Annotated in this window: 23 protein-coding genes and 1 tRNA gene; 12 read left to right on the forward strand and 12 right to left on the reverse strand. The window is 71.3% G+C overall.

Going from position 1 to position 26,557, the window contains the following annotated elements; translation table 11 throughout:
• The first annotated feature begins 15 nt into the window (after positions 1-15).
• The 6 genes from JNL41_RS03970 (at position 16) to JNL41_RS03995 (ending at position 10,314) form a co-directional block, all read left to right on the forward strand.
• Positions 16-3,843, forward strand: coding sequence for a filamentous hemagglutinin N-terminal domain-containing protein (locus JNL41_RS03970; protein ID WP_293472977.1), 3,828 nt, complete (start codon positions 16-18; stop codon positions 3,841-3,843).
• 2 nt (positions 3,844-3,845) lie between these two features.
• Positions 3,846-6,998 carry a CHAT domain-containing tetratricopeptide repeat protein gene (locus JNL41_RS03975; protein ID WP_293472978.1) on the forward strand — a complete coding sequence of 1,051 codons (3,153 nt, stop codon included), beginning with the start codon at positions 3,846-3,848 and terminating at the stop codon, positions 6,996-6,998.
• A gap of 36 nt (positions 6,999-7,034) precedes the next feature.
• Positions 7,035-8,678, forward strand: a complete 1,644-nt coding sequence (locus tag JNL41_RS03980) for a glycosyltransferase family 4 protein (protein WP_293472979.1) — start codon at positions 7,035-7,037, stop codon at positions 8,676-8,678.
• A gap of 114 nt (positions 8,679-8,792) precedes the next feature.
• Entirely contained in the window at positions 8,793-9,263 is a 471-nt protein-coding gene (locus JNL41_RS03985; protein ID WP_293472980.1) for a hypothetical protein, read from the forward strand.
• Positions 9,264-9,431: 168 nt separating this feature from the next.
• Positions 9,432-9,506, forward strand: a tRNA-Lys gene (locus JNL41_RS03990).
• A gap of 61 nt (positions 9,507-9,567) precedes the next feature.
• Positions 9,568-10,314: a hypothetical protein gene (locus JNL41_RS03995; RefSeq protein WP_293472981.1), complete on the forward strand. Its 747-nt coding sequence runs from the start codon at positions 9,568-9,570 to the stop codon at positions 10,312-10,314.
• On the opposite strand, the gene tgt is transcribed toward JNL41_RS03995, so the two are convergent.
• On the reverse strand, positions 10,235-11,365 hold the full coding sequence (gene tgt, locus JNL41_RS04000; RefSeq protein WP_293472982.1) for a tRNA guanosine(34) transglycosylase Tgt: 1,131 nt from the start codon (positions 11,363-11,365) through the stop codon (positions 10,235-10,237). The two genes, JNL41_RS03995 and tgt, sit on opposite strands and share 80 nt — an antisense overlap.
• Positions 11,365-12,453, reverse strand: a complete 1,089-nt coding sequence (gene queA, locus JNL41_RS04005; protein WP_293473018.1) for a tRNA preQ1(34) S-adenosylmethionine ribosyltransferase-isomerase QueA — start codon at positions 12,451-12,453, stop codon at positions 11,365-11,367. The genes tgt and queA overlap by 1 nt, the downstream gene beginning before the upstream one ends.
• A 54-nt stretch (positions 12,454-12,507) precedes the next feature.
• Here queA and JNL41_RS04010 point away from each other — a divergent pair, with 54 nt between their 5' ends.
• Positions 12,508-13,443: an endonuclease/exonuclease/phosphatase family protein gene (locus tag JNL41_RS04010; protein WP_293472983.1), complete on the forward strand. Its 936-nt coding sequence runs from the start codon at positions 12,508-12,510 to the stop codon at positions 13,441-13,443.
• Here JNL41_RS04010 and JNL41_RS04015 read toward each other — a convergent pair.
• Genes JNL41_RS04015 through coaD form a run of 4 tightly spaced genes read right to left on the reverse strand, consistent with a single transcriptional unit; the run spans position 13,415 to position 15,863 of the window.
• Positions 13,415-14,002: a phosphohydrolase gene (locus JNL41_RS04015; RefSeq protein ID WP_293472984.1), complete on the reverse strand. Its 588-nt coding sequence runs from the start codon at positions 14,000-14,002 to the stop codon at positions 13,415-13,417. The two genes, JNL41_RS04010 and JNL41_RS04015, sit on opposite strands and share 29 nt — an antisense overlap.
• Positions 13,999-14,463, reverse strand: coding sequence for a peptidylprolyl isomerase (locus JNL41_RS04020; RefSeq protein ID WP_293472985.1), 465 nt, complete (start codon positions 14,461-14,463; stop codon positions 13,999-14,001). The genes JNL41_RS04015 and JNL41_RS04020 overlap by 4 nt, the downstream gene beginning before the upstream one ends.
• The gene (locus JNL41_RS04025) at positions 14,460-15,335 is read right to left on the reverse strand and encodes a peptidylprolyl isomerase (protein ID WP_293472986.1); all 876 of its coding nucleotides are present in this window, start codon (positions 15,333-15,335) and stop codon (positions 14,460-14,462) included. Before JNL41_RS04025 ends, JNL41_RS04020 begins: the two co-directional genes overlap by 4 nt.
• A 33-nt stretch (positions 15,336-15,368) precedes the next feature.
• Positions 15,369-15,863, reverse strand: a complete 495-nt coding sequence (gene coaD, locus JNL41_RS04030) for a pantetheine-phosphate adenylyltransferase (RefSeq protein WP_293472987.1) — start codon at positions 15,861-15,863, stop codon at positions 15,369-15,371.
• A 118-nt stretch (positions 15,864-15,981) separates the two neighbouring features.
• Between coaD and JNL41_RS04035 the strand changes: the two genes are divergently transcribed.
• The gene (locus tag JNL41_RS04035) at positions 15,982-17,061 is read left to right on the forward strand and encodes a glycosyltransferase family 9 protein (RefSeq protein ID WP_293472988.1); all 1,080 of its coding nucleotides are present in this window, start codon (positions 15,982-15,984) and stop codon (positions 17,059-17,061) included.
• Here the strand turns inward: JNL41_RS04035 and gyrA are convergent.
• From gyrA to JNL41_RS04050, 3 genes are all read right to left on the reverse strand, one after another.
• Positions 17,058-19,856 (reverse strand): DNA gyrase subunit A, encoded by a 2,799-nt coding sequence (gene gyrA / locus JNL41_RS04040; protein ID WP_293472989.1) that lies wholly within the window; start codon positions 19,854-19,856, stop codon positions 17,058-17,060. The genes JNL41_RS04035 and gyrA overlap by 4 nt on opposite strands.
• Before the next feature lie 186 nt (positions 19,857-20,042).
• Positions 20,043-20,249, reverse strand: coding sequence for a hypothetical protein (locus JNL41_RS04045; RefSeq protein WP_293472990.1), 207 nt, complete (start codon positions 20,247-20,249; stop codon positions 20,043-20,045).
• A 27-nt stretch (positions 20,250-20,276) separates the two neighbouring features.
• Positions 20,277-21,272, reverse strand: coding sequence for an SDR family oxidoreductase (locus tag JNL41_RS04050; RefSeq protein WP_293472991.1), 996 nt, complete (start codon positions 21,270-21,272; stop codon positions 20,277-20,279).
• Between the two features lie 105 nt (positions 21,273-21,377).
• Here JNL41_RS04050 and JNL41_RS04055 point away from each other — a divergent pair, with 105 nt between their 5' ends.
• From JNL41_RS04055 to JNL41_RS04070, 4 genes are read left to right on the forward strand one after another with little or no spacing between them, the layout of a single operon-like run.
• Positions 21,378-22,409 (forward strand): 2OG-Fe(II) oxygenase, encoded by a 1,032-nt coding sequence (locus tag JNL41_RS04055; protein WP_293472992.1) that lies wholly within the window; start codon positions 21,378-21,380, stop codon positions 22,407-22,409.
• Complete coding sequence (locus JNL41_RS04060) at positions 22,406-23,491, forward strand: 2OG-Fe(II) oxygenase (RefSeq protein ID WP_293472993.1); 1,086 nt, start codon at positions 22,406-22,408, stop codon at positions 23,489-23,491. The genes JNL41_RS04055 and JNL41_RS04060 overlap by 4 nt, the downstream gene beginning before the upstream one ends.
• A 60-nt stretch (positions 23,492-23,551) precedes the next feature.
• Positions 23,552-24,004 (forward strand): DUF3617 family protein, encoded by a 453-nt coding sequence (locus JNL41_RS04065; RefSeq protein ID WP_293472994.1) that lies wholly within the window; start codon positions 23,552-23,554, stop codon positions 24,002-24,004.
• The gene (locus JNL41_RS04070; RefSeq protein WP_293472995.1) at positions 24,001-24,792 is read left to right on the forward strand and encodes a tryptophan 2,3-dioxygenase; all 792 of its coding nucleotides are present in this window, start codon (positions 24,001-24,003) and stop codon (positions 24,790-24,792) included. Before JNL41_RS04065 ends, JNL41_RS04070 begins: the two co-directional genes overlap by 4 nt.
• A gap of 30 nt (positions 24,793-24,822) precedes the next feature.
• Here JNL41_RS04070 and ssb read toward each other — a convergent pair whose 3' ends face one another.
• The 3 genes from ssb to JNL41_RS04085 form a co-directional block, all read right to left on the reverse strand.
• The gene (gene ssb, locus JNL41_RS04075; RefSeq protein WP_293472996.1) at positions 24,823-25,305 is read right to left on the reverse strand and encodes a single-stranded DNA-binding protein; all 483 of its coding nucleotides are present in this window, start codon (positions 25,303-25,305) and stop codon (positions 24,823-24,825) included.
• Between the two features lie 138 nt (positions 25,306-25,443).
• Positions 25,444-25,806 carry a hypothetical protein gene (locus JNL41_RS04080; protein ID WP_293472997.1) on the reverse strand — a complete coding sequence of 121 codons (363 nt, stop codon included), beginning with the start codon at positions 25,804-25,806 and terminating at the stop codon, positions 25,444-25,446.
• Between the two features lie 30 nt (positions 25,807-25,836).
• On the reverse strand, positions 25,837-26,547 hold the full coding sequence (locus JNL41_RS04085) for a hypothetical protein (protein WP_293472998.1): 711 nt from the start codon (positions 26,545-26,547) through the stop codon (positions 25,837-25,839).
• Positions 26,548-26,557 lie beyond the last annotated feature (10 nt).

The raw sequence follows: 26,557 nt of genomic DNA on the forward strand, positions 1-26,557 counted from the left end.
GCGGAAAGAGTAAGCATGCCGACGTTCATCATGACGCCCGAGGCCCGCCGCCGGCTCTTGTACGCGCGGACGGCGCTGTGCGGGGCGCTGGCCGGCTTCCATGCGTTCACGCCCGCCACCTCGTTCGCGCTTCCCGTGGGCGGCATCCCCGAGGTCAACGCCGGCGGCGGCAATCCGACGATCACGACCTCGACCGACCGGACGGATGTCCGGCTGAACGCGCCGCGCACCGTCCTGTCGTGGACGACCTTCAACGTCGGCCCCGAAGAGACCGTCAGCTTCCAGTTCAACGACAAGAGCTGGATCGTCTTGAACAAGGTCACCGGCCTCACGCCGTCGAAGATCGAAGGCGTGGTCGAAGGCAAGGTCGGCTCGGCCTACGGCGGCAACGTCTGGTTCTCGTCGCAGAACAGCATCATCTTCGGCAAGGGCTCGCAGGTCGACGCGGGCAGCCTGTTCGTCGCCATCGGCACCCCCAACACCGCCGACTTCCTGAACCCCGCCAACACCCTCTTCTCGTTCAACGGCAGCGACGCGCTGCCGAACTCGCGGATCATGGTGCTGTCCAACGCCACGGTGACGGCGCACGGCGGCATGGTCGCCATGATGGGGCCGACCATCCAGACCCGGGCCAACGCCCTGGTCAGCGCCACCAGCGGCAGCGTCCTCTACGGCTCGGCCAAGAACTTCCAGATCCGCCTCGCGCCCGGCGCGGGCGGCGACTTCGATCTGGTCGACTTCATCGTCCCCAACGCCAGCGACGGCGCCGAAAGCCAGGTGGCGATCGACCTGGGCGGCGACACGCGCGGCGACACCGTCTTCCTGGCGGCGGTCTCGAAGTCGGCGATCGGCAGCGCGGTCATCAACCTCGAAGGCATGGTCACGGCCCAGGCGGCGAAGGCCGACGGCGGCGACATCGTGCTGTCGGGCGGCGCAGGCATCGCCAACCGCACGGCCGGCCCCTCGCTGGACGGCGCGGCGACCACCGACATCTACCTGAACAAGGCCGTGGCCTCCCGCGACCTGCAGATCCGCAACGTGGGCCGCATCTTCGGCCGCCCGTGGGTCCGCCCCCTCGAGGAGACCCGGGACCCGCCGACCATCGCGGACGACAACACCCCGCCCGAGTGCGACGACCACTACTGCGACAACGGCGGCGGCAATGGAAACGGCAACGGAAACGGGAACGGGAACGGGAACGGCAACGGAAACGGGAATGGCAACGGGAACGGGATGTTCCCGAACATCGTCGAGTCCGTCGTCCTCGACCGCGCGCTGGTCTCGGCGCTGTTCGACCCGACTGCGATCGCGGCGATCAACGTCGGCCGAGACGCCCGGATCCAGGCCACCGCGTCGATCGAGCTCGGCCGCATCGTGGCCGCACGCGACGTCACGGTCACCGGTCCGCAGATCAAGGCCAACAGCCTCATCGCCAGCGGCAACCTGACCGCGACCTCCACCCAGGGCGACGTGCTGCTCGCGGGCGTCGGCGTCATGCGCGAAGGCGTGATCAGCGGGCGGCAGGACGTGAAGATCGACGCCATCTCGGCGCCGACCAGGCTCACCGTCACCTCGGGCCGCGACATCACCATCGGCGACGGCGTCTCATCCGTCGCCGGCGTGATCAACCTGTCGGCGCCGCAGAACGTCTCGCTCGATCTCGCCGACGCCAAGGTCGACACCATCACCGCCGGCGGCAGCGTGAACCTCCGGGGCGGCGCGATCGAGGCCAACACGGTCACCGCGCCGCGCGTGTTCGGGATGGCGCAGAGCCTGAAGCTGGGCACGGTCACCTCCACCGGCGACCTCTACGTCGTCGCCACCAGCGGTGATGCGATCGTCGGCAAGGCGACCGCCGGCGACGACATCTACGTCATCGCCAATCACGGGACCGCCTCGCTCGGCGACGCGACCCTCACCGGCGGCGCGCCGGACGCAGTGCAGATCGAGTTCGTCGGCAGCCCCGACGCGGCGGGCAACGGCCGCGTCGTCCGGGTCGAATCGATCGACCTCGACGCCAGGCTGGGCCTGGGCACGGGCGGCGTCACCGGCGCGACGCGGGTCGATGTGCGGGCCGGCCGCGACGCCATCGTCGACGTGCTGCGCGAGACGCCTGGCGCGGTCTCGGTGATCGCCTCGCGCGACGCGACGCTCAAGGCGCCGACCGTCCGCCTCGACAACGTCTCGGCCGGCCGCGACCTGACGGTCGGCTCGACCACCGGCGACTTCACCCTCGCCAACTCGCTCACGGCGACGCGGAACATCACGATCACCGCGGCGGGCGCGCTGCGCGTGACCGACGTGCGGGCCGACTCCGGCTCGGTGTCCCTGGTCGGCGGCACGGTCACGGCCGGCGCGGTCAGCGCCAGCGAGGACCTGACGCTGCGGGCCACCAGCGCCAACGGCTCGGTCACGACCACCAGCTACCGCACGGGCCGCGACCTGATCATCCAGGGCACGACGCTCAGCCTCGGCTCCGCGATCGGGCCGGTTACGCGCGATCTTTCCATCACGTCGCTCGGAAACTTCACGTCCGCCACAGCGCTCAGCGCCGGCCGGGACCTGACCATCGACGTGGCGGGCACGGCCCGGGTCGCGGCGCTGACCGCCGCCGGAACGCTGCGCATCGCCGCCGGGGACCTGGACCTCACCGGTCCGGCTACCGCGGCCAACGCCCAGATCGAGTCCAAGACCGGGGCGCTGCGGGTCGGCGGCGCGGCCGGAGGCTCGGGCGCGCTGATCCTCGACAACACCGAGTTCGGCCAGCTCCGCGTGGCGGGCAACCTGCGCCTGTTCGCCGGCTCCCCGACGGGCGGCACGCGCGGCGATCTCTTCCTGCAGACACTGTCGATCAATCCGGCGAACACGCCGAACGTCGCGTTCCTCGTGGGCTCCAACAACAACGCCCAGGTCACGGGCATCGTCGCGCCGAGCGCCAGCGGCGGGATCCTCCGGATCGGCGACGCGACCGACCTCTCCTGGCGCCCGAACTCGATCCTCGTCTCCGGCGCGCTCGGCGCGGCGACCTTCAACGGCGGCCAGTACACCGACGTGCGCGCCTTCACCGAGGTGCGGCTGGCGTCCCGCAACGACATCCTCCTGGGCTCGCAGCGGTTCATCACCCTCGTCCAGGGCACGGCGGTCGGCGCCATCGACGGCCTCGCCGGCAAGGGTCCGACCGGCGACGAGACCAACAAGGTCTTCATCTCGGCCGGCAAGCTCGAGGTCTCGTCCGACCAGAAGGTGGTCAGCCAGAACACCTCGGCGATCCAGCTCGGGCAGGCGGTGGGCGTTTTCTTGACCGGACAGTCGAACCCGGCCCTCGTCATCGACCCGCCGAAGATCGTGGAGCTCTGGGGCGCGTTCTCGGGCGCGAACGGCCAGGTCGTGGGCGGAACCAGCGCGGGGACCGCGGTGAGCTTCACGATCGTCGACGCCAACGGCGCGCCGGTCAGCAAGCCCGCCGACGCCAACTACCGCTTCAACAGTTGCGACGTGGGCACCCAGAACTGCTCGCCGGCCTTCGTGTCCGGCGGCGGCGGCGGGACCGGCGGCGGTTCGGGCAGCGACAACGTCGTGACCTCGCAGCTCAGCGCCGGCGTGCTCGCAGCCCGTGACCAGCTCGGCAGCACCGGCTCGATCCTGGGCAACGACTCCTCGAACTCCAACGACTCGAAGAGCTCCGAAGAGGCCGGAGAGGCGCAGGTCTCGTCCGAAAGCCTGATCGCTCCCAATGTCGTCCTGGGCGTGGCGCCCCCGGCGACCGACGAAATCGTCACCGATCCGGTCACCACCGGCACCGGCAGCGAAGAGATCTGGCGCCAGCGCAGGCAGCAGAAATGATCGTGAAGCGTCTCCTCCTCGCGCTTTCGGGCGCGCTCGTCCTGGCGTCGCCGGCCGGAGCCCAGACCCGCGCCGACCTGATCCCGCTGGGCCAGAGCGCCGCCTCCGGGGCCGTCTGCACCGCCGTGCGCGACTACGACGACCCGGTCGTCCAGGGTCCGGGCCGCCGCGGCTGGAACATCCGCTGCCGCGGCTGGGAGGGCAGCCTGGGGCGGCTCTACACCTTCGAGAAGGGCGACGTCGGCCCCTGGGAGACGGCGCTCACGGGCCGCGCCCAGTGCTCCGAGCAGAAGACGGAGAGCATCGCCGGCCTCGGCGCCGCCAACCGCCGCGCCTGCCGCAGCGCCCGGGGCAGCGCGCCGTACCTCGCCTACACCACCAGGCGCGGCGGCGGGACGTTCACGGCCGAAGGGCCCGCGCAGATCGCCGATGTCCTTGAGACCGGGCTCAAGGTGGTCTCCGGCGCGATGAAGGCGCCGGCCGCCAACGACGTACAGACCTCGGCCGCCAGCGCCGAGATCGCCGCCGACTTCGGCGGCGCCACCGGCGGGCTCGCCCGCTCGCAGGCCGCCGCCGCGGCGGACCCGGCCCGCCTGCGCGCCCGCGCTTACGTCCAGAACAACGAGTGGCGGTTCGAACAGGCCGAGACCGACTTCCAGGCGCTCGTCGCCGACGCCGAGGCGCGCCGCGCGCCGCCGGCCGAGATGGGCGAGGCGCTGCTGAACCTGGCGCTCAACGTGTCCAACAACGGCCGCTTCGCCGAGGCCGACCGCCTGTTCCGCGACGCCGACGTACAGGTGGCCGCCGCCAACGATCCCTTCCTGTCGTCGCAGGCCCGCGTCTATCGCGCGCTGCATCTGCGCAACGCCGGCCGCTTCGCCGAGGCCGCGCAGGCGGCGCAGGCCGCCTTGCGCGCCAGCGAGCAGGTCCGCGCCTCGCAGGGACTCGGCATGACCGGGCCGCAGGTGACCAGGACGGCCGACGGCGCCGTCGCCATCGGCGGCGACCTCTCGACCGCGCTCAACAGCCGCCCTGCCGGCCGTGACGTGCTGGGCGGCTCCAAGGTGTCACTCTCCGACCGCCTGATCGTGCAGGACGCCCAGGCCCTCGAAGTGGCGGGCTCCTCGCTCGCCGCCCAGGGCGACGCCGCGGCCGGTCGCGAGGCGCTGGTTCGCGCGCAACGGCTGCTGACCAACGCCGAGGCCAACGGGGCCCTGAACGTGTGGCTGCGCGCTCGCATCGAGGCCGACCTGGCCGAGATCGACCTGGACCAGGGCCAGGCCGCTGCGGCCATCGCCAAGTACCAGACCGCGGTGCGCACCATCCGCCTGCGTCACGCGGGCACGGCCGCCGAGGGCGGCCTGCTGCTCGATCTCGGCCGCGCGCAGGTCGCCGCAGGCCAGGAGGACGCTGCGCTCGACACCTATGCCCACGCCTTCGAGCTGTTCCAGGCCCAGCGGGGCGCGCTCGGCGCGTCGGCCGATGACGCGGCCCCCTACTTCGACCTGCTGATCAAGCGCATCGCCGGCGATCCCGCCCGGGCGGCGGACTACAAGGCCCGCTTCTTCTCCGCCGCGGCCAGCGTGATCTCGAACGCCACGGCCCAGACGGTCTCGAAGCTGGCGGCCCGCGTCGCCTCGGGCGACAGTGCGACCACCGGCCTCGTCCGGGCGCTCGAGGACACCCGCCGCGAACTGCGCGCCGCCGAGGCGCAGGCCGCCCAGTTGCAGGCCGCCAACGCCTATGCCGGCGCCGAGCGGACCGACATCGAGACCCGCCTGAAGGCGCTGCAGACCCAGGCCGACGGCCTGGAGGCCCAGCTCCTGTCCGCCAACCCGCGCTATTCCCAGCTCGTCTCGTCGACCGCGACCCTCGCCGACCTCCAGAAGGCCCTCGGCCCCGACGAGGTCTACGTGAAGGTGCTGACGCTCAACACGAAGAGCTACGGCATGTTCGTGTCGAAGACCGACGCCAGGGCCTACGGGATCGCCGCCAGCCGCGGCGTGATCGCCGCCGACGTGCGCCGCCTGCGCTCGGTGTTCGAGGACGACGAGAGCCTGCCGCCCTTCGACGTGGCCCGCTCGTACGGCCTCTACAAGCAACTGTTCGGTCCCGTCGCGGCCGAGGTCGCCGCCGCCAGGCATCTGATCTACGAGCCGGACGGCGCGCTGATCTCGCTGCCGGTAGCCACCATGGTCACCGCCGATCCGGCCGCCCTGGTGGCCGCGGCCGGCCCCGGCAAGGACGTCGACTACCGCAAGGTCGCCTGGCTGGGCGCCAAGACCGACTCGGCGCTGGTCCTTTCGGCGGCGAGCTTCCTGCAATCGCGGGCGTTCGCGCCGTCGCGGGCCAAGCAGAGCTTCCTGGCCTTCGCCGACCCGACGACGCCGATGAAGAGCGACCCGAACGCCTATTCGTCGGTCGTGCGCCGCTCGGTCAGCCTGCGCAGCACGTCGAGCCGCGACAACGCCACGAACGTCTGCGAGAGCACGCGCCTGGCGCTGCTCCAGATGCCGCCGCTCCCCGACACCGCCGACGAGGTCCGCGCGGTGGCCGCCAGCGTCGGCGGCGCCTCGCCCAGCGACATCATCATCGGCGCGCCCTTCACCGACAACGCCGTGAAAGCCCGGAGCGACCTCGCCGACTACAAGGTCCTCTACTTCGCGACCCACGGCCTGCTGCCGCAGCCGTCGGCCTGCCTGCCCGAGCCGGCGCTGATGACCTCCGTGGGCGTCGACGGCTCGGACGGCCTGCTCGACACCAGCGAGATCCTGGACCTGAAGCTCGACGCCGACTTGGTCGTGCTGTCGGCCTGCGACACCGGCGGCGCCGGCGGCGACTCCTCGACCACCGGCCTTCAGGGCGGCGGCGAGGCGCTGGGCGGCCTGACGCGCGCGGTCATCTACGCCGGCGGACGCAGCCTGATCGTCTCGCACTGGTCGGTGGACTCGGTGGCGACGGTGCGGCTGATGACCGGCATGTTCTCGGCGGGCGCACCCAGCAAGGCCGAGTCGCTGACCGTCTCGCAGCGGGCGCTACAGCAGAACGAGCAGTTCTCGCATCCCTACTTCTGGGCTCCCTTCACCATCGTGGGCGACGGCTCCAAGCCGCTGCCCGCGGCGACGGGCTCCACCCGCACGGCCTCCTCGAACTAGCGGCGGCGGCCGATCCGGCCGCCTCCGAAGGCCCGCATGGCCAACGCCGCGATCCAGCTCAACACCGAGCCCTACGACGCCTCGATTCCGCGGCCGATGGGCCGCAACTCGGCCGGCGAAGGCTTCCTGCGCGGGTTCCTGGCGCACGCCCGCGTCGACCGGTTCCATTTCTGGAACCTCCACGACCAGTCGCGCGACGAGCTGGACGCCCTGCTGGCGCGGCTGGGCCCCGTCGACAAGCCGGTGACCTGGATCCCCAAGGCCGAGCGCGAGCGGCTGGCCGAGCCCGGCGCGGTCTACATCCCGAGCCCCGAGATGAAGTCCGAGGCCTGGGCGCGGCGCGCCCTGGGCGCTCACGCCTACTCGATCACCGGCGTCACCCACACGATCGCCGAAACCTACATCATGGACGAGATCGCGGGCCTGCTGGCCGCCCCGCTCGAGCCCTGGGACGCCCTCGTCTGCACCTCGGAGCCCGGACGCAAGGCGGTGGAGTCGCTGCTGGAGGGCGTCGCCGGCTACTACCAGGAGCGCTTCGGCGCGACGCGGATGCCGCCGGCGCAACTGGTGACCATCCCCCTGGGGGTCCATGCGGACGACTTCCGGTTGGACGCCGGCGCGCGGCGGCGATGGCGCGCCGCGCTCGACATACCCGACGACGCGCCCGCCGCCCTGCATCTCGGGCGTTTCAGCCTGACCACCAAGATGCATCCCGGCCCGATGGGTGTGGCGCTCGCCGAGGCGGCGCGCCGGCTGGGACGGCCCGTCTACTTCATCCTCTTCGGCGGCGCGCGCCGGGACGCGGACGAGGAGGCGTTTCTGGCCGCGGCCGCGGCGCTCGCCGACGAGGGCGTGATCCTGAAGCCCGTGGGCGACACCTCGGCGACGACCCGCGACGAGATCGTCTCGGCGGCCGACGTCTTCCTGTCGCTCAGCGACAATATCCAGGAGACCTTCGGCCTGACACCGCTGGAGGCCATGGCGGCCGGCCTGCCCTGCGTGGTCAGCGACTGGGACGGCTACAAGGACACCGTGCGCCATGGGGTGGACGGCTTCCGGGTGCGCACGCTGGCTCCGCGCCCGGGGCTGGGGCCGGACCTCGTCTACGCCTACGCCCAGCGGTTGACGAACTACGACAACTACGCCGGCTCGGCGGCCCTCTTCACGGCCCCCGACGTCGGCGAGGCCGCCGAGGCGCTCACGGCGCTGTTCGCCGACCCGGGGTTGCGGGCGCGGATGGGCGACGCGGGCCGCCGACGCGCGCGTGCGGTGTTCGACTGGCGCATCGTGATCGGCCAGTACCAGGCGCTGTGGGCCGAACTCGCGCGCCGCCGCGCCGCGGCCCCGGAGCAGCCACCCACGGAGAACCCGTTCCGTCCCGACCCCTTCCGCATGTTCGCCGCCTATCCGAGCGCGGCGCTCTCCCACCGGACCGAGGTGTCGCTCGTCCGGCCGCTCACCGACGACGAGGCCGCCGAGCGCCTCATGCGGCCGCATGTGCGCAATCCGGCGGCGCGTCTGCCCAGCGTGGAAGAAGCCGTCACGCTGATCGCCGTGCTGGCCGACGGCTCGCGCACGGTTGGCGCGATACTTGCTGAGACTCCGCCCGAGCGTCGTCCCTTTGTCGAAAGGGGAATCCTGTGGCTTGCGAAGTTCGGATTCTTGCGTCTGCGCGACTAAACGCCACGTACAAAGTCACGCAAGCGACCGGTTCATGTACCGTTCAGGGCCTCAATGTGGTACTCGGATGGACTGCGCACCATCGATCCAGACCGTCGTACGGGGGTGAATACCATGCGTAAACTCATGATTGCAGCAGCCTTCTCGCTCGCCTTCGGCGGCGTTGCAGTGGCCAGCGACTATATCGTCGTGACGTCCAGCGACCCGGCCATCAAGCGCGGCCAGGCATTCGACGCCGGCGCCAAGGTGGCGCTGGGCGCCGGCAAGTCCCTCACGCTGATGCGGGCGTCGGGCGAACTGGTCACGGTCCGCGGCGCGGCCGCAGGCGCCACGATCCCGGGCGCGAAGCTCGCCGCCGCCGACGCCGCGCGCTTCGAAGCCATCCGCTCGCTGGTCCAGCCGCCGCCGGAAGGCCGCACCTTCGGGGCGCGCCGGGGCGGCATCTGCCAGCCTGCCGAGACCCTCGTCACCCTGGATCAGATCGTCGCCGCGTCCGAGCAAAGCGGCTGCAAGTCGGTCGCTCGTCAGGCGCTCGAAGCCTACCTCGCCAAGAACGGCGCGGTGGCCGAGACGCAGCATAACTAGGGCCCCAGGCCCGCCTGAGGACTGACACACCCTCCGAAACGACACGAAGGGCCGGCCGGGACGTTCCCGCCGGCCCTTTTTCGTATTGGGCGCTTTCACTTTCGCGCGGACCCCACTAGGTTCCGCGCCGCTTCGCCCGGGCGTCCCCCTACGGACCCTCGCGTCGATGGGCCGGTAGCTCAGTGGTAGAGCATTCGACTTTTAATCGAATGGTCGTGAGTTCGAACCTCACCCGGCCTACCAAATTTCGCCGCCGCGCGCTTGCCGCCTTAACAGGGCCACGGCGCGGCGCCATGCTGGGGCCATGCGCACGACCGTCCTCAGCCTGATCGTCGTCGCGGCGCTGGGCGGCGCCCTGGCCGCGGCCCCCGCCGCCGACGCACAAACCAAGAAGACGACGGCCGCGAAGGCGCCGGCGAAGGCCAAGGCGAAGCCGAGGAAGCCCGTCGAACCGCCGCCGCCCGAATACGTCCCGCAGGACCGGATGAAGACGTCCGACGAGGTGAAGCGCAGCGGCGTCGAAGGCGCGGCCACGACGCCGCTGCGCGACCTGGGCGTCCAGAAGACCGATATCCCGGAGGTTCTGCTGGCGGCACTGACCGATCCCTATGCGCGGCCGCCGCGCAACTATGGGTGCAACTACCTCACCGCCCTGGTGAAGCCGCTGGACGACGTCCTGGGGCCGGACATCGACCTGTCGCCGGTCGGCGACGAGAACCTGGTGAGCCGCGGCAGGGCGCTCGGGATCGCCGCCGACGTCGCCTCCAGCGCGCTGATCCCCTTCCGCGGCGTGGTGCGCAAGGTCTCGGGCGCCGAGGCGCACGATCGGCTGGTGCAGTCGGCCTACGTCGCCGGCAGCGTGCGCCGCGCGTACCTGAAGGGCCTGGGCGAGGCCAAGGGCTGCAACCCGCCCGCGACGCCCAGCCACGAGCGCGCGGGATCCGAGCCCGCCGCGGACAAGCGGCGGATCCCTATTCCGAAGTATCCGACCCGGACCTCTGACGCGCAGCAAACGACCGACGGAACGCCTCCATCCGACCGTCAGAAATAGCGCCGCGCATCTCGGCCATCAGGGCCTGGAAGAAGGCCAGGTTGTGCCAGGACAGCAGCACCTGTCCCAGGATCTCGTTCGCCTTCACCAGGTGGTGCAGATAGGCCTTCGAGTAGTCGCGGCTGGCGGGGACGTCGCTTGCCGGATCCAGCGGCGCCTCGTCCTCTGCGAACCGCGCGTTCTTCAGGTTGATCGGCCCGTCCCAGGTCCAGGCCTGGCCGTGGCGGCCCGAGCGCGTGGGCAGCACGCAGTCGAACATGTCGACGCCGCGGGCCACCGCCTCGACGATGTCGATGGGCTTGCCGACCCCCATGAGGTAGCGGGGGCGATCGGCGGGCAGCATGGACGGCGCGAAGTCCAGCACCTCGACCATCGCCTGGTGCCCCTCGCCCACCGCCAGGCCGCCGATGGCGTAGCCGTCGAAGCCGGTCTCCAGCATCCGTTCCGCGCTTTCGCGGCGCAACGCCTCGTCGGTGCCCCCCTGCTGGATGCCGAACAGCGCCTGGGCGTCGCGCATGCCGAACGCGGCCCGGGATCGCGCGCCCCAGCGGGCCGAGCGGCGCATCGCCTCGGCCGCGCGCTCCGGCGTGGCGGGCAGAGCCACCAGCTCGTCCAGTTGCATGACGATGTCCGAACCCAGGAGGTCGGCCTGGATCTCCATCGACCGCTCGGGCGAGAGCCTGTGGCGGCTGCCGTCGAGGTGGCTCTGGAACGTCACCGCCTCCTCCGTGACCTTGGAGATCTTCGACAGCGACATGACCTGGAAGCCGCCGGAGTCGGTCAGGATCGGCCGCTCCCAGCGCATGAACCTGTGCAGCCCGCCCAGCCGGCGCACCCGCTCGGCCGTGGGCCGCAGCATCAGGTGGTAGGTGTTGCCGAGAATGATGTCGGCGCCGGTGGCGGCGACCTGCTCGACCGTCAGCGCCTTCACCGTGCCCGCCGTGCCGACGGGCATGAAGGCCGGCGTGCGGATGCCGCCGCGCGGCGTCGCGAGCACGCCGGTGCGCGCCTTGCCGTCTGTCGCGCCGATCGTGAACGGGAACGCGGCCATCAGGCGGCCCTCCAGAGCAGGCTGGCGTCGCCATAGGAGTAGAACCGATAACCGGTCTCGACGGCGTGGGCGTAGGCGGCCCGCATCGTCTCCAGGCCCGCGAAGGCCGACACCAGCATGAACAGCGTCGACTTCGGCAGGTGGAAGTTGGTCATCAGGCCGTCGGCGGCGCGGAAGCGGTAACCGGGCGTAATGAAGATCGCCGTCTCGTCGCGGAACGGCTGTACGACGCCGTCCTCGCCGGTCGCGCTCTCCAGCAGACGCAGCGACGTGGTCCCGACGCAGACGATGCGCCCGCCCGCCGCGCGGGCCGCGTTCAGCCGCCCGGCGGTCGCGGCGTCCACTTCGCCCCATTCGGCGTGCATCCGGTGCTCGGCCAGGTTCTCGGTCTTCACCGGCAGGAAGGTCCCGGCCCCGACGTGCAGCGTCACCCGCTCGACGCGCACGCCCATGTCCTCAAGGCGCGCCAGCAGCTCAGGCGTGAAGTGCAGGCCGGCGGTCGGCGCGGCGACCGAACCCTCCTCGTCGGCGTAGACGGTCTGGTAGTCGGCGCGGTCGCGGGCATCCTCCTCCCGCCGCGCAGCGATGTAGGGCGGCAGCGGCATCATCCCGCGCTCGGCGATCGCGGCCATCAGGTCGGGGCCCGCCAGGTCGAAGGCCAGCGTCACCTCGCCGCCCTCGCCTTTCCCGCGCACTGTGGCGTCGAGCGCGGCCAGGAGGCAGGCACGGTCGCCCTCCCCACGGGACGCCTCGCCGAAGACGATGCGGTCGCCGACGGCGAGCTTCTTTCCCGGCCGCATGAAGGCGGTCCAGACGTGGCCGGACCTCTGCTGGTGCAGCGTGGCCTCGACCGCGATCCGGCTCTCGCCGCGCACGCGATGGCCCTTCAGCCGCGCCGGGATCACGCGGGTGTCGTTGACGACGAGCACGTCGCCGGCGCGCAGCAGGCCGGGCAGGTCATGGACGTGGAGATCGCGCAGCGGCGAGGCCGGCTCGACCAGCAGCAGGCGGGCCGAATCCCGCGGGCTCGCGGGGCGAAGCGCGATCCGGTCCTGCGGCAGGTGGAAATCGAAGTCGGCTAGCTGCATGAAGGGCGAGGTGAAGGCCACGCGGGGCGCCTCACGTCAAGCTCGGGGACACCATTGCGGCGGTTCGTCGGAGGCGTGAATGCGGTCTTCACCGGGCTGGTCGCGGCGGCGGCGCTGGCGGCGGGCGGCGGGCTGCTGGCCGGTCAGGTCCCTGCGCTCGACGTCCTGACCCACCTCGCGCCGGTCTACGGCGTCATCGGGGTGGTCGGCCTGGCGTGGACGGCGCTGGCCGGCCGCGGGCCCGTCGCGGCCGTCGCGCTGCTGGCCGTCGTGGCGAGCGTGGCGCTGATCCTCCCCGAACTGCGCCGCGACACCGGCCCGGCCGCGCCGCCCGACGCCCCGGGACAGGTCAAAGTCATCCAGGTCAACGCGCTCAGGACCAACGCCGACGTGGACCGCGTCGCCCGGTGGCTTATCGCCCAACAACCCGACTTCGTGATGGTCGCAGAGGCCCGGGCAGACCTGCGCGACGCGCTGCGACGCGCCGGCTGGAAGACCGCCGGGGCCGGCGGCACGCAGATGATCTTCACGCGTGAGCGGTATCTGACGATGAACCGCCCGCCACGGCGGGCGGGCGCGCTCACCTTCGTCAACGCCACCTATGCGACCACGTCGGGCCCGGCCGAGGCGCTGACCACGCACGTCGGCTGGCCCACCCGACGCACGGTCGGGGCCGAATTGTCGCGCCTCGAAGAGGTGGTGGGCCAGCTCCCGCGCGAGCGCATGATCCTGGCCGGCGACTTCAATGCCGCGGGCTGGTCGCGCGAGATGCATCGCCTGGACCGAAGCCTCGGCCTCGTCCGCCGCGACCGCGCCGTCGCCACCTGGCCCGCCGAGGTGCTCGGCGTGCGCTGGCCCTTGCCCTTCGCGCCGATCGACCACGTCTACGCCGGCCCCGGCTGGGCCACCGTGAAGGTCGAGCGCGGCCCGTGGCTGGGGTCCGACCACTACCCGCTGATCGTCACCCTGGCGCCTGTCCCGGAACGCTGAGCGACCGCAGCGACGCGAGCTCCCGCGCCAGGTTGGCGCGCGCATCGGCCTCGTGGGCCGCCGCGAAGCCCGGGTCGGCGAAGATCGCCGGCGCGTCCAGGAACCTCCGCAGCACCGCCGCGCGTCCCCGCCGCCAGGCGTCCTGCGGAACGTGGGCGTATTCGGCCCGCACGGCCTGCGCATAGGCGTCGTAGGCCGCTGGGTCGGCGGCCAGGATCGACAGGTCGATCGAGACCAGCACCGCCCCCAGCCTGTCGCCTGCGGGCACATGATGGCCGGCCGTCAGCAGGATCAGCCGGACCACCTCTTCCACGTCGGCCGGCGCCGCGCCCAACCTCGGCAGGTCGGCGCGGGCGAGATCGGCGCTGCGGGCTTCGTTGTCCGCCGCCTTCGGGTCGTAGACCGCATCGTGCCACCAGATCGCCCACGTCAGCAGGCGGACCTCACGCCCGGTGAGATCCGGCCAGGCCGCCAGCCTGGTGAGGCAGTCGTCGATGTGCCGGCGCGTGTGGTAGCGCCGGTGAGGTTCGTCGTAGGCCCGCTCGAGCTGCGGGATCACGCGTCGGTGGCCACCTTCATCGAGATGATCTTGCCGGGCGCGCGCGGCGGCTCGCCGACCGGCAGCGCATCGACGTGCTCCATGCCGTCGGTCACCTCGCCCCAGACGGTGTATTGGCCGTCCAGGAAGCGGGCGTCGGCGTTGCAGATGAAGAACTGGCTGTTGGCCGAGTTCGGGTTGGCGGTGCGCGCCATCGAGCAGGCGCCCTTCACGTGCGGCTGCGTCGAGAATTCCGCCGGCAGGTTCGGCTTGTCCGAGCCGCCCATGCCCGAGCCGGTCGGGTCGCCGCCCTGGGCCATGAAGTTCTGGATCACGCGGTGGAAGACCACGCCGTCGTAGAAGCCTTCGCGCGCCAGCTCCTTGATGCGCTCGACATGCTTCGGCGCCAGGTCTGGGCGGAGCTTGATCGTCACGGGGCCGCCTTCCAGCTCCATGATCAGGGTGTTTTCGGCGTCCATCATTTCACCTCGGCTGGGATGTTCACGTCACAGGCCGTGAAGTTCGCGCCGCCGGCCGCGATGGCCCGCGCGATCTCGGCCTTGAACCAGGCGCCGGCCGGATTGATCACGCGGATCTTCGGCCGTTCGTTCTCGGGAATGTCGCTCAGGATACGCACCCGTTCCATGCGGTCCTGCGGATCGGGCACCGGCTCGCCCACCTTGATCGAGGTGACGACGTCCTGGCCCGAGATCACCCGGCCAAAGGCGGTATAGCGGCGCTCCAGCTTCGGGAAGGCGGCGCGCATCAGGAAGAACTGGCTGTTGGCGCTGTTCTCGTCCTCGCCCCGCGCCGCGCCCGCGACGCCCGGGCAGTAGAGGACGTAGCCGTTGACCTTCCCGTCGCGGGTCATGGGCGCCAGCATCATCGACTGGGTCGAGACCGGAACCGACTTGATGAAGCCCACCTCGGCGACGCTCTGGTCCTGCGCCATCGCGAAGGGCAGATCGGCGCCCCGGCGGAACAGGAACTCGGCCTTCAGTTCCGGCTTCGAAGACCCGCCGGTGCCGCGGTTCTCCGGGTCGCCGGTCTGGTCCATGAAGTCCTCGATCACCCGGAAGAAGGTGTGCCCGTCGTAGAAGTGCTCCTTGGCCAGCTCGCGCACGCGGGCCGTGAACAGCGGCGCGACCTCCGGAACCAGCTCGACGATGATCCGGCCCTTGTTGGTGTCGATCACCAGGATGTCGTCGGGATCGGGCGTGCGCCAGTCGGCCGCGGTCGGACCGCCCGGCTTCGCCGCCGCCGGGGCTGGAGCCGCGGGCCGCTTCTGCGCTGTGGCGGGCGATGCCAGGGCCAGCGCCAGTGCGGCGGCCGAGGCGAGGGTCACGAACTTCATAGCCGCTCTCGTAGCTGCCGATTGGGGCGGCGGCTAGGCCCGGCCCACCTTCTCCAGCAACCGGTCCCTGACCGCAGGGCTGACGAACTTGTCGATCTCGCCGCCGAGCTGGGCGATCTCCTTCACCAGCTTCGAGGCGATGGCCAGGTGCCGCGGGTCGGCCATGAAGAACACCGTCTCGATCTCGCGGTCGAGCTGCTGGTTCATCGCGGTCATCTGGAACTCGAACTCGAAGTCGGCCACGGCGCGCAGGCCGCGGACGATGACGCTGGCGCCCAGCTCGCGGGCGAAGTGCATCGTCAGGCCCTCGTAGGGCTGGACGACGATCTCGGTCTTGGCGCGCAGCGGCGCCACGGCCTGCTCCACGATGTCGACCCGTTCCTCGAGCGAGAACAGCGGCCCCTTGCCGGCGTTGATCGCCACGCCGATGACGAGGCGGTCCACCAGCTTCGCGGCCCGCCCCATGATGTCGAGGTGGCCGTTGTGGATGGGATCGAAGGTGCCCGGATAGAAGCCGACGCGGGTCATGCGCTTAGAGGTCCCCCAACACGACCTTCGCCCTTTCGCCGCAGTGCAGCGATCTGGCAAGGGCAAAGTTTGCGTCGCGGGTGGCGGCGACGCTCCGGCGGGTGGTATGGCCGGCCCCATGAGCGACCTTGAACAGCGGTTCGCGCAGGCGCTGTCGCTGCAGGCGGCGGGACGGTTCCGCGAGGCGCTGGAGGGCTATCTGGCGCTCTCGCGTCAGGTGCTGACGGCCAATCTCGCCTGCAACATCTGCGACTGCCACCTGCGGCTGGGCGAGCTCGACGCGGCGCAGGCCGCGCTGTCGAACGCCGCGGGGCAGCGCCCCGGCCACACGGGCGTCCAGGCGGCCGGCCTGCGGCTCGGCGCGGCGCTGCTGGCGGATGGCCGCTATGCCGAGGGATGGCCCTGGATGGAGGCTCGCGCGGGGCTGCATCCCGAGGCGGCGGCGCCCGTGAACCTCGGCATCCCCGAGTGGACCGGACAGCCGCTCGCGGGCAAGTCGATCCTGGTCTGGGTCGAGCAGGGCTTCGGCGACCAGATCATGTTCGCACGCTTCGCCGGCCAGCTCGCGGCGCTGGGCGCGCGGGTGACGCTGGCGGCGCGGCCCGCGCTCGCCGCCCTGCTGGCCGCGATGCCGGCGGCGGACGCGGTGGTCCCGGTCGCGCTGGGCGAGACCGTGCGGGTGGCGCCCCACGACTACTGGTCGCGCTACGCGTCCCTGCCCTACCGCCTGGGCGTGACGCTGGAGACCCTTTCCGGCGCGCCCTACCTGCGGGCGCCTGCCGACCGCCTGGGGCGCTGGGCCGGCCGCCGCGGGGTCGGGCTGATGTGGCGGACCAGCGCGACCGGCTTCAACGCCGCGGCGAAGGCGCTGCCGGAGGCGCGGGCCCGGCGGCTACTGGACCGCGGGCTGGTCAGCCTGCAGCCCGAGGATACCGGGGCCGGCGACTTCGCCGACACCGCGGCGATCGTCGAGGGCCTCGATCTCGTGGTCAGCGTGGACACCGCCGTGGCGCACCTGGCGGGCGCGATGGGCAAGCCCTGCTGGACGCTCCTGCCCCGCCAGGGCCTCGACTGGCGCTGGCTGAAGGGCCGCGCCGACAGCCCCTGGTACGACTCGATGCGGCTGTTCCGCCAGACCGAGGCCGGAGGCTGGAGCGCCGTCGCCGATGAGGTCGAGGCGGCGCTCGACGCGCGTTAGGCGTCGTTGCCCTCGCCGCCGCCCGCCTCGTCGGGGCCGCCCTCGGGCCCGGCCTCGACGCCCGTCTCTTCGTCCTCGCCGGTGTCGGCGAGGCGTTCGACGGAGACCACGTGCTCCTCGGCGCTGGTGCGGAAGATGATCACGCCCGAGGTGTTGCGGCCGACCATGCGGACCTGACGGACCGGGGTGCGGATGAGCTGGCCCTGGTCGGTCACCAGGAGGATCTGGTCGGTCTCGTCCACCGGGAACGAGGCCGCGAGCCGGCCGCCGCGCTTGGTGAGGTCCTGCGCCAGCAGGCCCTGGCCGCCGCGACCCGTGCGCCGGAACTCGTAGGCCGACGTGCGCTTGCCGTAGCCCTCGGTCGAGACCGTGAGCAGGATCTCCTCGGCGGCGCCGAGCTCGGCGATGCGTTCGGGCGAGAGCGCCGCGTCGGCGACGGCTTCTTCCTCGTCGTCCGCGGTCGCCGCATCGTCGACGTCTTCGCCCTCGCCGCTGACCGCCCGGCGCATGGCGTTGGCGTGCCTGACGTAGGCGGCGCGCTCGTCGGCGGTGGCCGCGACCGAGCGCAGGATCGCCATGGAGATGACGCTGTCACCCTCGGCCAGGCGGATGCCGCGCACGCCGGTGGAGTCACGGCCCGCGAACACGCGCACCTCCTCCGTTGCGAAGCGGATGCAGCGGCCCAGCGCCGTGGTCAGCAGGATGTCGTTCTGCTCGGCGTTGCAGACCCCGACGCCGATGATCGCGTCGCCCTCGTCGAGCTTCATGGCGATCTTGCCGTTGCGCTTGATGCCGATGAAGTCCGAGAGCTTGTTGCGCCGGACGCCGCCCGAACGGGTGGCGAACATCACGTCGAACTGGTCCCAGGTGGCCTCGTCCTCGGGCAGCGGCAGGATCGAGGTGATGCTTTCGCCGGGCTCGATGGGCAGCAGGTTGACCCACGCCTTGCCGCGGCCGGTCGCCGTGCCCACCGGCAGGCGCCACACCTTGAGCTGGAACGCCTTTCCCCCGGACGAGAAGAACAGCATCGGCGTGTGGGTGTTGGCCGAGAACACGCGGGTGACGGCGTCCTCGTCCTTGGTCGCCATGCCCGAGCGGCCCTTCCCGCCCCGGTGCTGGGTCCGGTAGATCGCCAGCGGCGTGCGCTTCACATAGCCGGCGTGGGTCACGGTGATGACCATGTCCTCGCGCGCGATCAGATCCTCGTCCTCGACGTCGGCGTCGCCGTCGACGATCTCGGTGCGGCGCGGAACGGCGAACTGCGCCTTCACCTCGACCAGTTCCTCGCGGACGATCGCCATGACGCGCTCGCGCGAGCCGAGGATCTCGAGGTGGCCCTTGATCACGTCGGCCAGGTCGCCTGCCTCGCCGAAGATTTCCTCGCGGCCGAGGCCGGTGAGGCGCGACAGGGTCAGGGCCAGGATGGCGCGGGCCTGCTCGTCGGTCAGCCGGATCAGGGCGCCCTCGACCAGCACGGTGCGCGGGTCTGCGATCAGCTCGACCAGGGGCATCATGTCGCCGGTCGGCCAGGCCTTGGCGATCAGGCGTTCGCGCGCCTCGGTCGGGTCCTTCGACGAGCGGATGATGTGGATGAACTCGTCGATGTTAGCCACCGCGATGGCGAGGCCCACCAAGACGTGGCCGCGGTCTCGGGCCTTGTTCAGCTCGAACTTGATCCGGCGGACGACGACCTCTTCGCGGAAGTCCACGAAGGCCGTGATCATGTCCTTCAGGCCCATCTGCTCGGGCCGGCCGCGGTTCAGCGCCAGCATGTTGACCCCGAACGAGGTCTGCAGCGGCGTGAAGCGGTAGAGCTGGTTCAGCAGGACATCGGGCGAGGCGTCGCGCTTCATCTCGATGACGATGCGCATGCCCTGGCGGTCGCTCTCGTCGCGCAGGTCGGACACGCCCTCGACGCGCTTCTCACGAACCAGCTCGGCGATGCGCTCGACCAGCGCGGCCTTGTTCAACTGGTACGGGGTCGAGGTGATGATGATCGCCTCGCGCTCCTTGCGGATCTCCTCGACGGTGGCCTCGCCGCGCATGATCACCGAGCCGCGGCCGGTCATCAGGGCCTGGCGCGCGCCGGTGCGGCCGATGATCTGGCCGCCGGTGGGGAAGTCCGGCCCGGGGACGATGTCGAGCAGTTCGTCCAGCCCGATCTCGGGGTTGTCGACATAGGCCAGGCAGGCGTCGACCACTTCGCCGAGGTTGTGCGGCGGGATGTTGGTGGCCATGCCGACGGCGATGCCGCCGGCGCCGTTCACCAGGAGGTTCGGGATGCGCGACGGCAGGACAATCGGCTCCTGCTCGGAGCCGTCGTAGTTGTCCTTGAAGTCGACGGTGTCCTTGTCGAGGTCGGCGAGGATCGCCATCGAGGCGCGCGTGAGCCGGCACTCGGTATAGCGCATGGCCGCCGGCGGATCGTTGTCGACCGAGCCGAAGTTGCCCTGCCCGTCGATGAGCAGCAGGCTCATCGAGAACGGCTGGGCCATCCGCACCAGGGTGTCGTAGATCGCCGCGTCGCCGTGCGGGTGGTACTTACCCATCACCTCGCCCACCGGGCGGGCCGATTTCACGTAGCTGCGGTCGGGCGTGTAGTTGTTCTCGCCCATCGAGAACAGGATCCGCCGATGCACGGGCTTGAGCCCGTCGCGCACGTCGGGCAGCGCGCGGCTGACGATCACGCTCATGGCGTAGTCGAGGTACGAGCGCTTCAGCTCGTCTTCGATGGCGATAGGGGCGATGCCCCCGGGCGCAGGCTCGGGAGGCGGGGTGATGCTGTCGTCGGTCAAGGGAGGGAAACGCCGTTCGAATCGTGAGGCTTATGTAGGTGTCCCTGTTAGCACCCTGAAGGCCCTGGGGCCACCTCGCGCAGGCGCACGCACGCGTACACGCGTGTGCGCGCGAAGCTTGATGGCCTGGACGCGGCGAAGCTGCGGTATTGGAACCACGCTGGGCAAAGTTGTCGAACGTGAAGCTCAGCGGGGTGGTCTGGGGTTGGCGGGGCCGCCGGGTTTCCCGCGTAGGTGCGAGACGAGGCGGACGGCCATGCCGAGCACGGAGAGGGCCATGCCGGCGATCAGCGCGCCCCGCAGGGTCGGGTCGTCCTGGGCGCCGTCCCAGGCCACCAGCCCCAGGAGCACGACGCTGACCGTCGAGAAGAGGTAGCCACAGGCCTTCAACATGATGCGACGCGGCGGTCGACCGGCGCTTCAGTAGCCGCCGATGATCGGCAGGACTTCACCGGTGATGTAGCTGGAGGTCTGGGGCGAGGCGAGGAAGACGAAGGCGGGCGCGATCTCCTCCGGCTGGGCGGGTCGGCCCATCGGGGTCTTCGCCCCGAACTGCGCCAGCGCCTTGCCGCGCTTGTCGGCCGGGTTCAGCGGCGTCCAGACCGGCCCGGGCGCGACGGCGTTCACGCGGATACCCTTCTTCAGCACCGAGCCCGCCAGCGAGCGGGTGAAGGCGTGGATGCCGCCCTTCGTCAGCGAATAGTCGAGCAGCGACTTCTGCCCTTCCAGGCCGGTGACCGAGCCGGTGTTGATGATCGCCGAGCCCGGCTTCATGTGCGGGATCGCCGCCTTCGACATGTTGAAGAGGCCGTAGAGGTTGGTCTTCAGCGTGCGGTCGAAATGGTCGTCCGTGAGATCCTCGATCGCTTCGGCATGCTCCTGGAAGGCGGCGTTGTTCACCAGCACGTCCAGGCCGCCCAGTTCCCGCACCGTCCGCGCGACGGCGGCCGTCGCATAGTCCGGGTCGGCGATGTCGCCGGGAATGAGGATGGCGCGGCGGCCCTCCTTCTCGACGGCGGCCTGCGTCGCCTTCGCATCCTCGACCTCCTCCAGGTAGGCGATCGCCACGTCGGCGCCCTCGCGGGCGAACAGCACGGCCACGGAACGGCCGATCCCGGAGTCGCCGCCCGTCACCAGCGCCACCTTGCCTTCAAGCTTGCCGGAGCCCCTGTAGAAGGGCGCGTCCCACAGGGGCTGCAGATCGAGGTCAGCCTCGACGCCTGGCTTCTCCAGCGGCTCCTCGTCGAACGGCGGCACGGGATAGCGCCGCGCTCCGGTCTGCGGCGGCGGCGGCTTCTCCTCGCCCTTCGGCTTGAACGACCTGGCTTCACGCGCCTCCAACTCGTCCTGGATCGCGCGCCCGTCGTCGGCGACGCGCCGGGCGTTCTGGGCGAACCGGTCGTCTGGCGTGCTCATGGGTCATCTCCTGCCCCTGCCTCAGCGTCGCAGGCGCGGGCCGGTTCCCGGCGCGGCGCCAGCGCCCCGCGTGACATTCCGGGCGAACGGACTAGGTTCCGCGCCATGCTCGCGCCCGGCCAGGCGGCCCCGTACTTCATCGCGCCCTCGGCATCGCAGCCGGAGTTCGTCTTCGACACGGCGGGCGGGCGCTATGTGCTGATGCTGTTCCTCCCCCCGGCGGAGGCGGCGCACGGGCCGCTGAGCGCGCTGTCGCGGAATCAGCCGCTGTTCGACGACGCCAAGCTTTCGGCGTTCGTGGTCCTGCGCGATCCCAAGGCGCTGCAGGGCGCGAAGGACATGCGCGGCCTGCGCTGGGTGCATGACGGCCCGGGCAACATCAGCGACCGCTACGGGCCCGAGCCGCACTGGCTGTTGCTCGACCCGACGCTGCGGGCCATGGCGACGTGGCCGATCGGGGCGGAGGCCGAGGTGTTCGCCCGCCTCGCCGCCCTGCCGCCGGTCGCCGAGCACGCGGGCGTGCCGCTGCATGCGCCCGTGCTGATCGCCCCGCGCATCTTCGAGCCCGAGCTGTGCGACGCGCTGATCGCGCTGCACCGCGAGACCGGCGGCGAGCCCACGGGCGTCATGCGCGACGTCGGCGACCGCACCGTCGCGGTCATGGACGAGCTGAAGAAGCGCCGCGACATCTGGCTGCCCGACGGCGAGCTCAAGGACGCCGTCCAGGCCCGCCTGGAACGCCGGCTCTACCCGGTGATCAAGCTCGCCCTCGGCTTCCGGGTGACCCACATCGAGCGGTTCCTGGTGAGCTGCTACGACGCCGGCGACGGCGGCGTCTTCCACGCGCACCGGGACAACACCACCCAGTCCACGGCGCACCGGCAGTTCGCCTGCTCGCTCAACCTCAACGACGACTTCGACGGCGGGGAGCTGCGGTTTCCGGAGTTCGGCCCCGCCACCTACCGCTCGCCGCGCGGCGGCGCGGTGGTGTTCTCGTGCGGGCTGATGCACGAAGCGTTGCGCGTCAGCCGCGGCCGCCGCTACGCCTTCCTGCCGTTCTTCTACGACGACGCCAGCGCCGAGACGCTGGCCGCCTACCAGGCCCGCGTGGCCGCCAGCGAGGCCGCTTCGGCATGAGCACGACCTGGGCCCTGCCGCCCCTTTCCGTGGGCGAGTTCGCGCCGGACTTCACGGCGGCCACCAGCTTCAACCCACGGTTCCATTTCAGCACCGTGGCGGGCCGCTACGTCGTGCTGGCCATCCTGCCGCGCGATCCGGCCGCGCACGCCGCCGCCCTCGGCGCCTGGGAGGCGGTGCGGGGCCGTTTCGACGACCACAACCTGACCGGCTTCTTCGTGATCCCGGCGCCCTTCGGCGAGGGCGCGCCGGCCGACCGGATTCCCGGCCTGCGCTGGTTCTTCGACGCCGAGGGCGCGGTGCGCCGCAGGTACGAGATCACCGAGGACGACGGCGCCTGGTTCCTGCTCGACCCGTCGCTCAGGGTTCTGGCGCGCGCGCCGCTGGACCAGCCGCAGGCGGTGCTGGACCGCACGGCCGCGCTGCCCCCGCTGGGGGCCCATGCGGGCGTGCCGCTGGTGGCGCCGGTGCTGATCGTCCCGCGGGTGTTCGAGCCCGAACTCTGCCGGCGGCTGATCGACTACTACGAGGCGCGCGGCGGCCTGCGCTCGGGCGTGATGCGCGACATCGACGGCAAGACCGTGGGCGTGCTCGATCCGATGAAGGTCCGCCGCGACGTTCCCGTCGAGGAGCCGGCGTTCCGCAGCGAACTGCTGCGCACCCTCGACCGGACCCTGATCCCGGCGATCCGCCGCGGCCTGCAGTTCTCCGCCACGCGCCTCGAACGCTATCTCGTCGCCTGCTACGACGCCGAGGAAGGCGGATATTTCCGCGCCCACCGCGACAACGAGACCATGGGCACCGCGCACCGGCGGTTCGCCTGCTCGATCAACCTGAACGCCGAGGAATTCGAGGGCGGCGACGTGCGCTTCCCCGAGTTCGGCCCGCGCACCTATCGGCCCCCGACGGGCGGCGCGGTGGTGTTCTGCTGCAGCCTCCTGCACGAGGCGACGCCGGTGACCCGGGGCCGTCGCTACGCCTTCCTGCCCTTCCTCTACGACGAGGAGGGCCAGGCGATCCGGGAGAAGAACCACGCGTTGATCGACAACAGCGCGGCCAAGGCCGCCGCGCTGGGCGGCTAAGCCGCCGTTCATCCGCGCCACGCCAGATTGCGCGCCCGGAACCGCCCGAGAGCCCGACCGATGAAAGCCCTCCCCGCCCTCCTCCTCCTGGCCCTGGCCGCGCCCGCGGCCCACGCGGCGCCCACGATCACCCCCGGCTACTGGGAATCCACCAACCGGCTCCTGTCGCCCATCCGGCAGAGCAAGACCGAGCGGCGCTGCATCACGCCCGCCGACGTGGACAAGTTCCTGTCCGGCCCCTCCAACCGCCACTACGCCTGCACCTATCCGACGAAGGTGTTCGCCGGCGGCCAGATCCGGCTGAAGGGGACCTGCGTCTCCAAGAAGGGCCGCAAGGTGGCCGTGCAGGGCGCCGGCTCCTACGCGCCGAACAGCTTCAGCCTGACCGCCGAGATCGCCACCGAGTTCCTGGGGCTCGACATCGCCGGAAGGGCCTCGACCGAGGCGCGGCGGATCGGCGACACCTGCCCCTCGCCGGCCGAGATCGAGGCCCAGAACAAGGCGGCGCAATGAGCGAACGGGTCACCTACGCCAGCTACCTCGGCCTCGACACGCTGCTCGCCTCTCAGCATCCGACCACCGAGCGCCACGACGAGCTGCTGTTCATCGTCATCCACCAGACGAAGGAGCTGTGGCTGAAGGAGATCGTCCACGAGGTGCGGCTGGCGAAGCGCCTGATCCGCTCGGGCGAGGCGGAGCCGGCCTACAAGGCGCTCGCGCGGGTCTCGCGGATCCAGACGATCATGACGCTGTCGTGGGACGTGCTGGCGACGATGACGCCGGCCGACTACCTGAGCTTCCGCGACGGCCTCGGGGCGAGTTCCGGCTTCCAGTCGGCGCAGTTCCGCACGCTGGAATACCTGCTGGGACTGAAGGACGCGGCGTTCCTGGCCTACCAGGACGAGGGTTCGCAGGCGCGGGCGGCCCTGGAGGCGGCGCTCGCGCAGCCCAGCCTCTACGACGACGCCATCTCGCGGCTGGCGGCGCAGGGGTTGCCGGTCCCGGCGGAGGTGCTGGAGCGCGACGTGACCCGGCCCTACGAACCCTCGGCCGCCGTCGAGGACGCGTGGCTCGAGGTCTATCGCGACACCGCCCGCTACTGGGAACTCTACCAGCTCGCCGAGAAGCTGGTGGACCTGGACGACGCGCTCCTGACCTGGCGGCACAAGCACGTGCTGACGGTGGAGCGCATCATCGGCGGCAAGCGCGGCACCGGTGGCACCGAGGGCGCGAGCTACCTCGCCCGCACCTTGCAGCGGCGCTGCTTCCCCGAACTCTGGAGCCTCAGGACGCGGCTCTAGACGCTCCGCCCTTTGGGGGGGGCGGGGGATTCAGAACGGGATTTCGTCGTCGAGGCTGGCCGAGTAGTCCTCGACCGGGCGCGAACCGCCGCCGTTGCGCGGGCCCGACGAGAAGCCGCCGCCGCCGTAGCCGCTGCTGTCCTCGGCGCCGCCGCCCTCGCCGCGGCCGCCCAGCATGGTGAGCTCGCCGCGGAATTTCTGCAGCACGATCTCGGTCGAGTAGCGCTCGGCGCCCGAGTTGTCCTGGTACTTGCGGGTCTGCAGCGCGCCCTCGATGTAGACCGTGGAGCCCTTGCGCAGATAGTTCTCGCAGACCTTCACGATGTTCTCGTTGAAGATCACCACGCGGTGCCACTCGGTCTTCTCCTTGCGCTCGCCGCTGCTGCGGTCGCGCCAGGTCTCGGAGGTGGCGACGCGGAGATTGGCGACGCGGTCGCCGGAGTTGAGGCTGCGGATCTCGGGGTCCGCCCCGAGATTTCCGACCAGAATGACCTTGTTGACGCTGCCCGCCATCGATCTGTCCTTGCTTTCCGTGTTTGCGGGCTCGCCGGCCCAGAGCGCACGCTAGCGCGCCAGGACGGCGTTAACAAGGCGATGTTCTTTTTTTGTTCCGATTCCCCTGGAACCGTCCACAACAGAATCGCGGGCGGCCTATTGCGGCATCGCGCCGGGGATCGCCAGGCGGCCGTCGCCGGTGCGCACCAGGGCCACGTAGCGCGGCCCCTCCAGCGAGGTGGAGGTCATGACGCCCTCCTTCACCAGGAACAGGAAGTTGGCCTGGTAGGCGCCGTAGATCTCCTGCTGGCTGCCGCCGAGGGTCAGGAACTTGATGCGCATGGCCTCGAGGTTGGCGGCGCACTTCTCCAGCGAGTCGGTCGAGACGAGCTTGTTGTACTTCAGCGAGCCGTCCTTCTGCGGGACGACGTGGAAGCAGACGCCCGTGTCGCCGGGCGGCGTGGTCTTCCTGGCGCAGGCGCCGAGGGCGAGGGCCGCGGCGGTCAGGGCGAGCAGCATTTTTACGGACATAAGATCAGCGTATCAGGCTTAGCCCACCGGCGGAATGGCGCAGTCGGCGCCCTGCGGCGCCAGTGGCCGGAAGGTGCGGTTGTCGTCCGCGATCTCGACGCGGCCGGTGACGAGCCGCAGGGTCTGCGAGCCGTAGCGGCCGTAGAGCGCCTGTCCGCTCTTCTCGCAGGCGCCCGCGAACAACGCCTGGACGCAGGCGTTCAGGTCGCCGCCCTCCGACACCTTGCGCCAGCGGCCGCCGGCGTGGCGCTGGCAGGTCTGCGCCGCGGGCGCGGCCGCCGGCGGCGGGTCCGCCTGGACGTCGCCGGCCCCGTCCACGCCGGCGTCGGCCGCCTCGCCCGTCGGGTACGGCAGCGGCGTCAGCATCTGGGCGGTCTGGTCGGCGGCGGCGAGCGCGCCGGTCTCGTCCACGCCCACGTCGAGGGCGTCGGTGGCGACGCCGTTGCGCTGGGCGCAGTCGGTCAGGCTGAGGTCGCCCACGAACCGGCCCTGCACGAAGCAGCGCAACGGCTTTCCGGGGTCGATCCGGCCCGCGTCCTCCGCGCCGCTGGCGTCGATGATGAGGCCGCCCTCCGACGCCGGCGGCGGCGGCGAGGGGTGATCGCCGCTCAGCAGCGCCCAGGCGATCGCGCCGCCCGCCACCACGGCGCCCAGCGCGCCCAGCAGGACGAGAGGCGGGCCGCCGCGGCGCGGCGCGGGCTGCTCGGATCGGTCCGGAGGCGTCTCCATGCGGTCTCGC

Source organism: Phenylobacterium sp., from assembly GCF_016793285.1.
In the GTDB taxonomy this organism is placed as follows: Bacteria; Pseudomonadota; Alphaproteobacteria; order Caulobacterales; family Caulobacteraceae; genus Phenylobacterium.

What these genes read in the sequence shown, in the direction of transcription:
- JNL41_RS04065 (WP_293472994.1), top strand. Translation starts at nt 23,552, where the DNA reads ATGAAAGCCCTCCCCGCCCTCCTCCTCCTGGCCCTGGCCGCGCCCGCG.
- JNL41_RS03970 (WP_293472977.1), top strand. Translation starts at nt 16, where the DNA reads ATGCCGACGTTCATCATGACGCCCGAGGCCCGCCGCCGGCTCTTGTAC.
- JNL41_RS04070 (WP_293472995.1), top strand. Translation starts at nt 24,001, where the DNA reads ATGAGCGAACGGGTCACCTACGCCAGCTACCTCGGCCTCGACACGCTG.
- queA (WP_293473018.1), bottom strand. Translation starts at nt 12,453, where the DNA reads ATGCAGCTAGCCGACTTCGATTTCCACCTGCCGCAGGACCGGATCGCG.
- JNL41_RS04080 (WP_293472997.1), bottom strand. Translation starts at nt 25,806, where the DNA reads ATGCTGCTCGCCCTGACCGCCGCGGCCCTCGCCCTCGGCGCCTGCGCC.
- JNL41_RS04020 (WP_293472985.1), bottom strand. Translation starts at nt 14,463, where the DNA reads ATGATGGACGCCGAAAACACCCTGATCATGGAGCTGGAAGGCGGCCCC.
- JNL41_RS03995 (WP_293472981.1), top strand. Translation starts at nt 9,568, where the DNA reads ATGCGCACGACCGTCCTCAGCCTGATCGTCGTCGCGGCGCTGGGCGGC.
- JNL41_RS04045 (WP_293472990.1), bottom strand. Translation starts at nt 20,249, where the DNA reads ATGTTGAAGGCCTGTGGCTACCTCTTCTCGACGGTCAGCGTCGTGCTC.
- JNL41_RS03985 (WP_293472980.1), top strand. Translation starts at nt 8,793, where the DNA reads ATGCGTAAACTCATGATTGCAGCAGCCTTCTCGCTCGCCTTCGGCGGC.
- ssb (WP_293472996.1), bottom strand. Translation starts at nt 25,305, where the DNA reads ATGGCGGGCAGCGTCAACAAGGTCATTCTGGTCGGAAATCTCGGGGCG.
- tgt (WP_293472982.1), bottom strand. Translation starts at nt 11,365, where the DNA reads ATGGCCGCGTTCCCGTTCACGATCGGCGCGACAGACGGCAAGGCGCGC.
- JNL41_RS04050 (WP_293472991.1), bottom strand. Translation starts at nt 21,272, where the DNA reads ATGAGCACGCCAGACGACCGGTTCGCCCAGAACGCCCGGCGCGTCGCC.
- coaD (WP_293472987.1), bottom strand. Translation starts at nt 15,863, where the DNA reads ATGACCCGCGTCGGCTTCTATCCGGGCACCTTCGATCCCATCCACAAC.
- JNL41_RS04060 (WP_293472993.1), top strand. Translation starts at nt 22,406, where the DNA reads ATGAGCACGACCTGGGCCCTGCCGCCCCTTTCCGTGGGCGAGTTCGCG.
- JNL41_RS03980 (WP_293472979.1), top strand. Translation starts at nt 7,035, where the DNA reads ATGGCCAACGCCGCGATCCAGCTCAACACCGAGCCCTACGACGCCTCG.
- JNL41_RS04035 (WP_293472988.1), top strand. Translation starts at nt 15,982, where the DNA reads ATGAGCGACCTTGAACAGCGGTTCGCGCAGGCGCTGTCGCTGCAGGCG.
- JNL41_RS04025 (WP_293472986.1), bottom strand. Translation starts at nt 15,335, where the DNA reads ATGAAGTTCGTGACCCTCGCCTCGGCCGCCGCACTGGCGCTGGCCCTG.
- JNL41_RS04085 (WP_293472998.1), bottom strand. Translation starts at nt 26,547, where the DNA reads ATGGAGACGCCTCCGGACCGATCCGAGCAGCCCGCGCCGCGCCGCGGC.
- JNL41_RS04055 (WP_293472992.1), top strand. Translation starts at nt 21,378, where the DNA reads ATGCTCGCGCCCGGCCAGGCGGCCCCGTACTTCATCGCGCCCTCGGCA.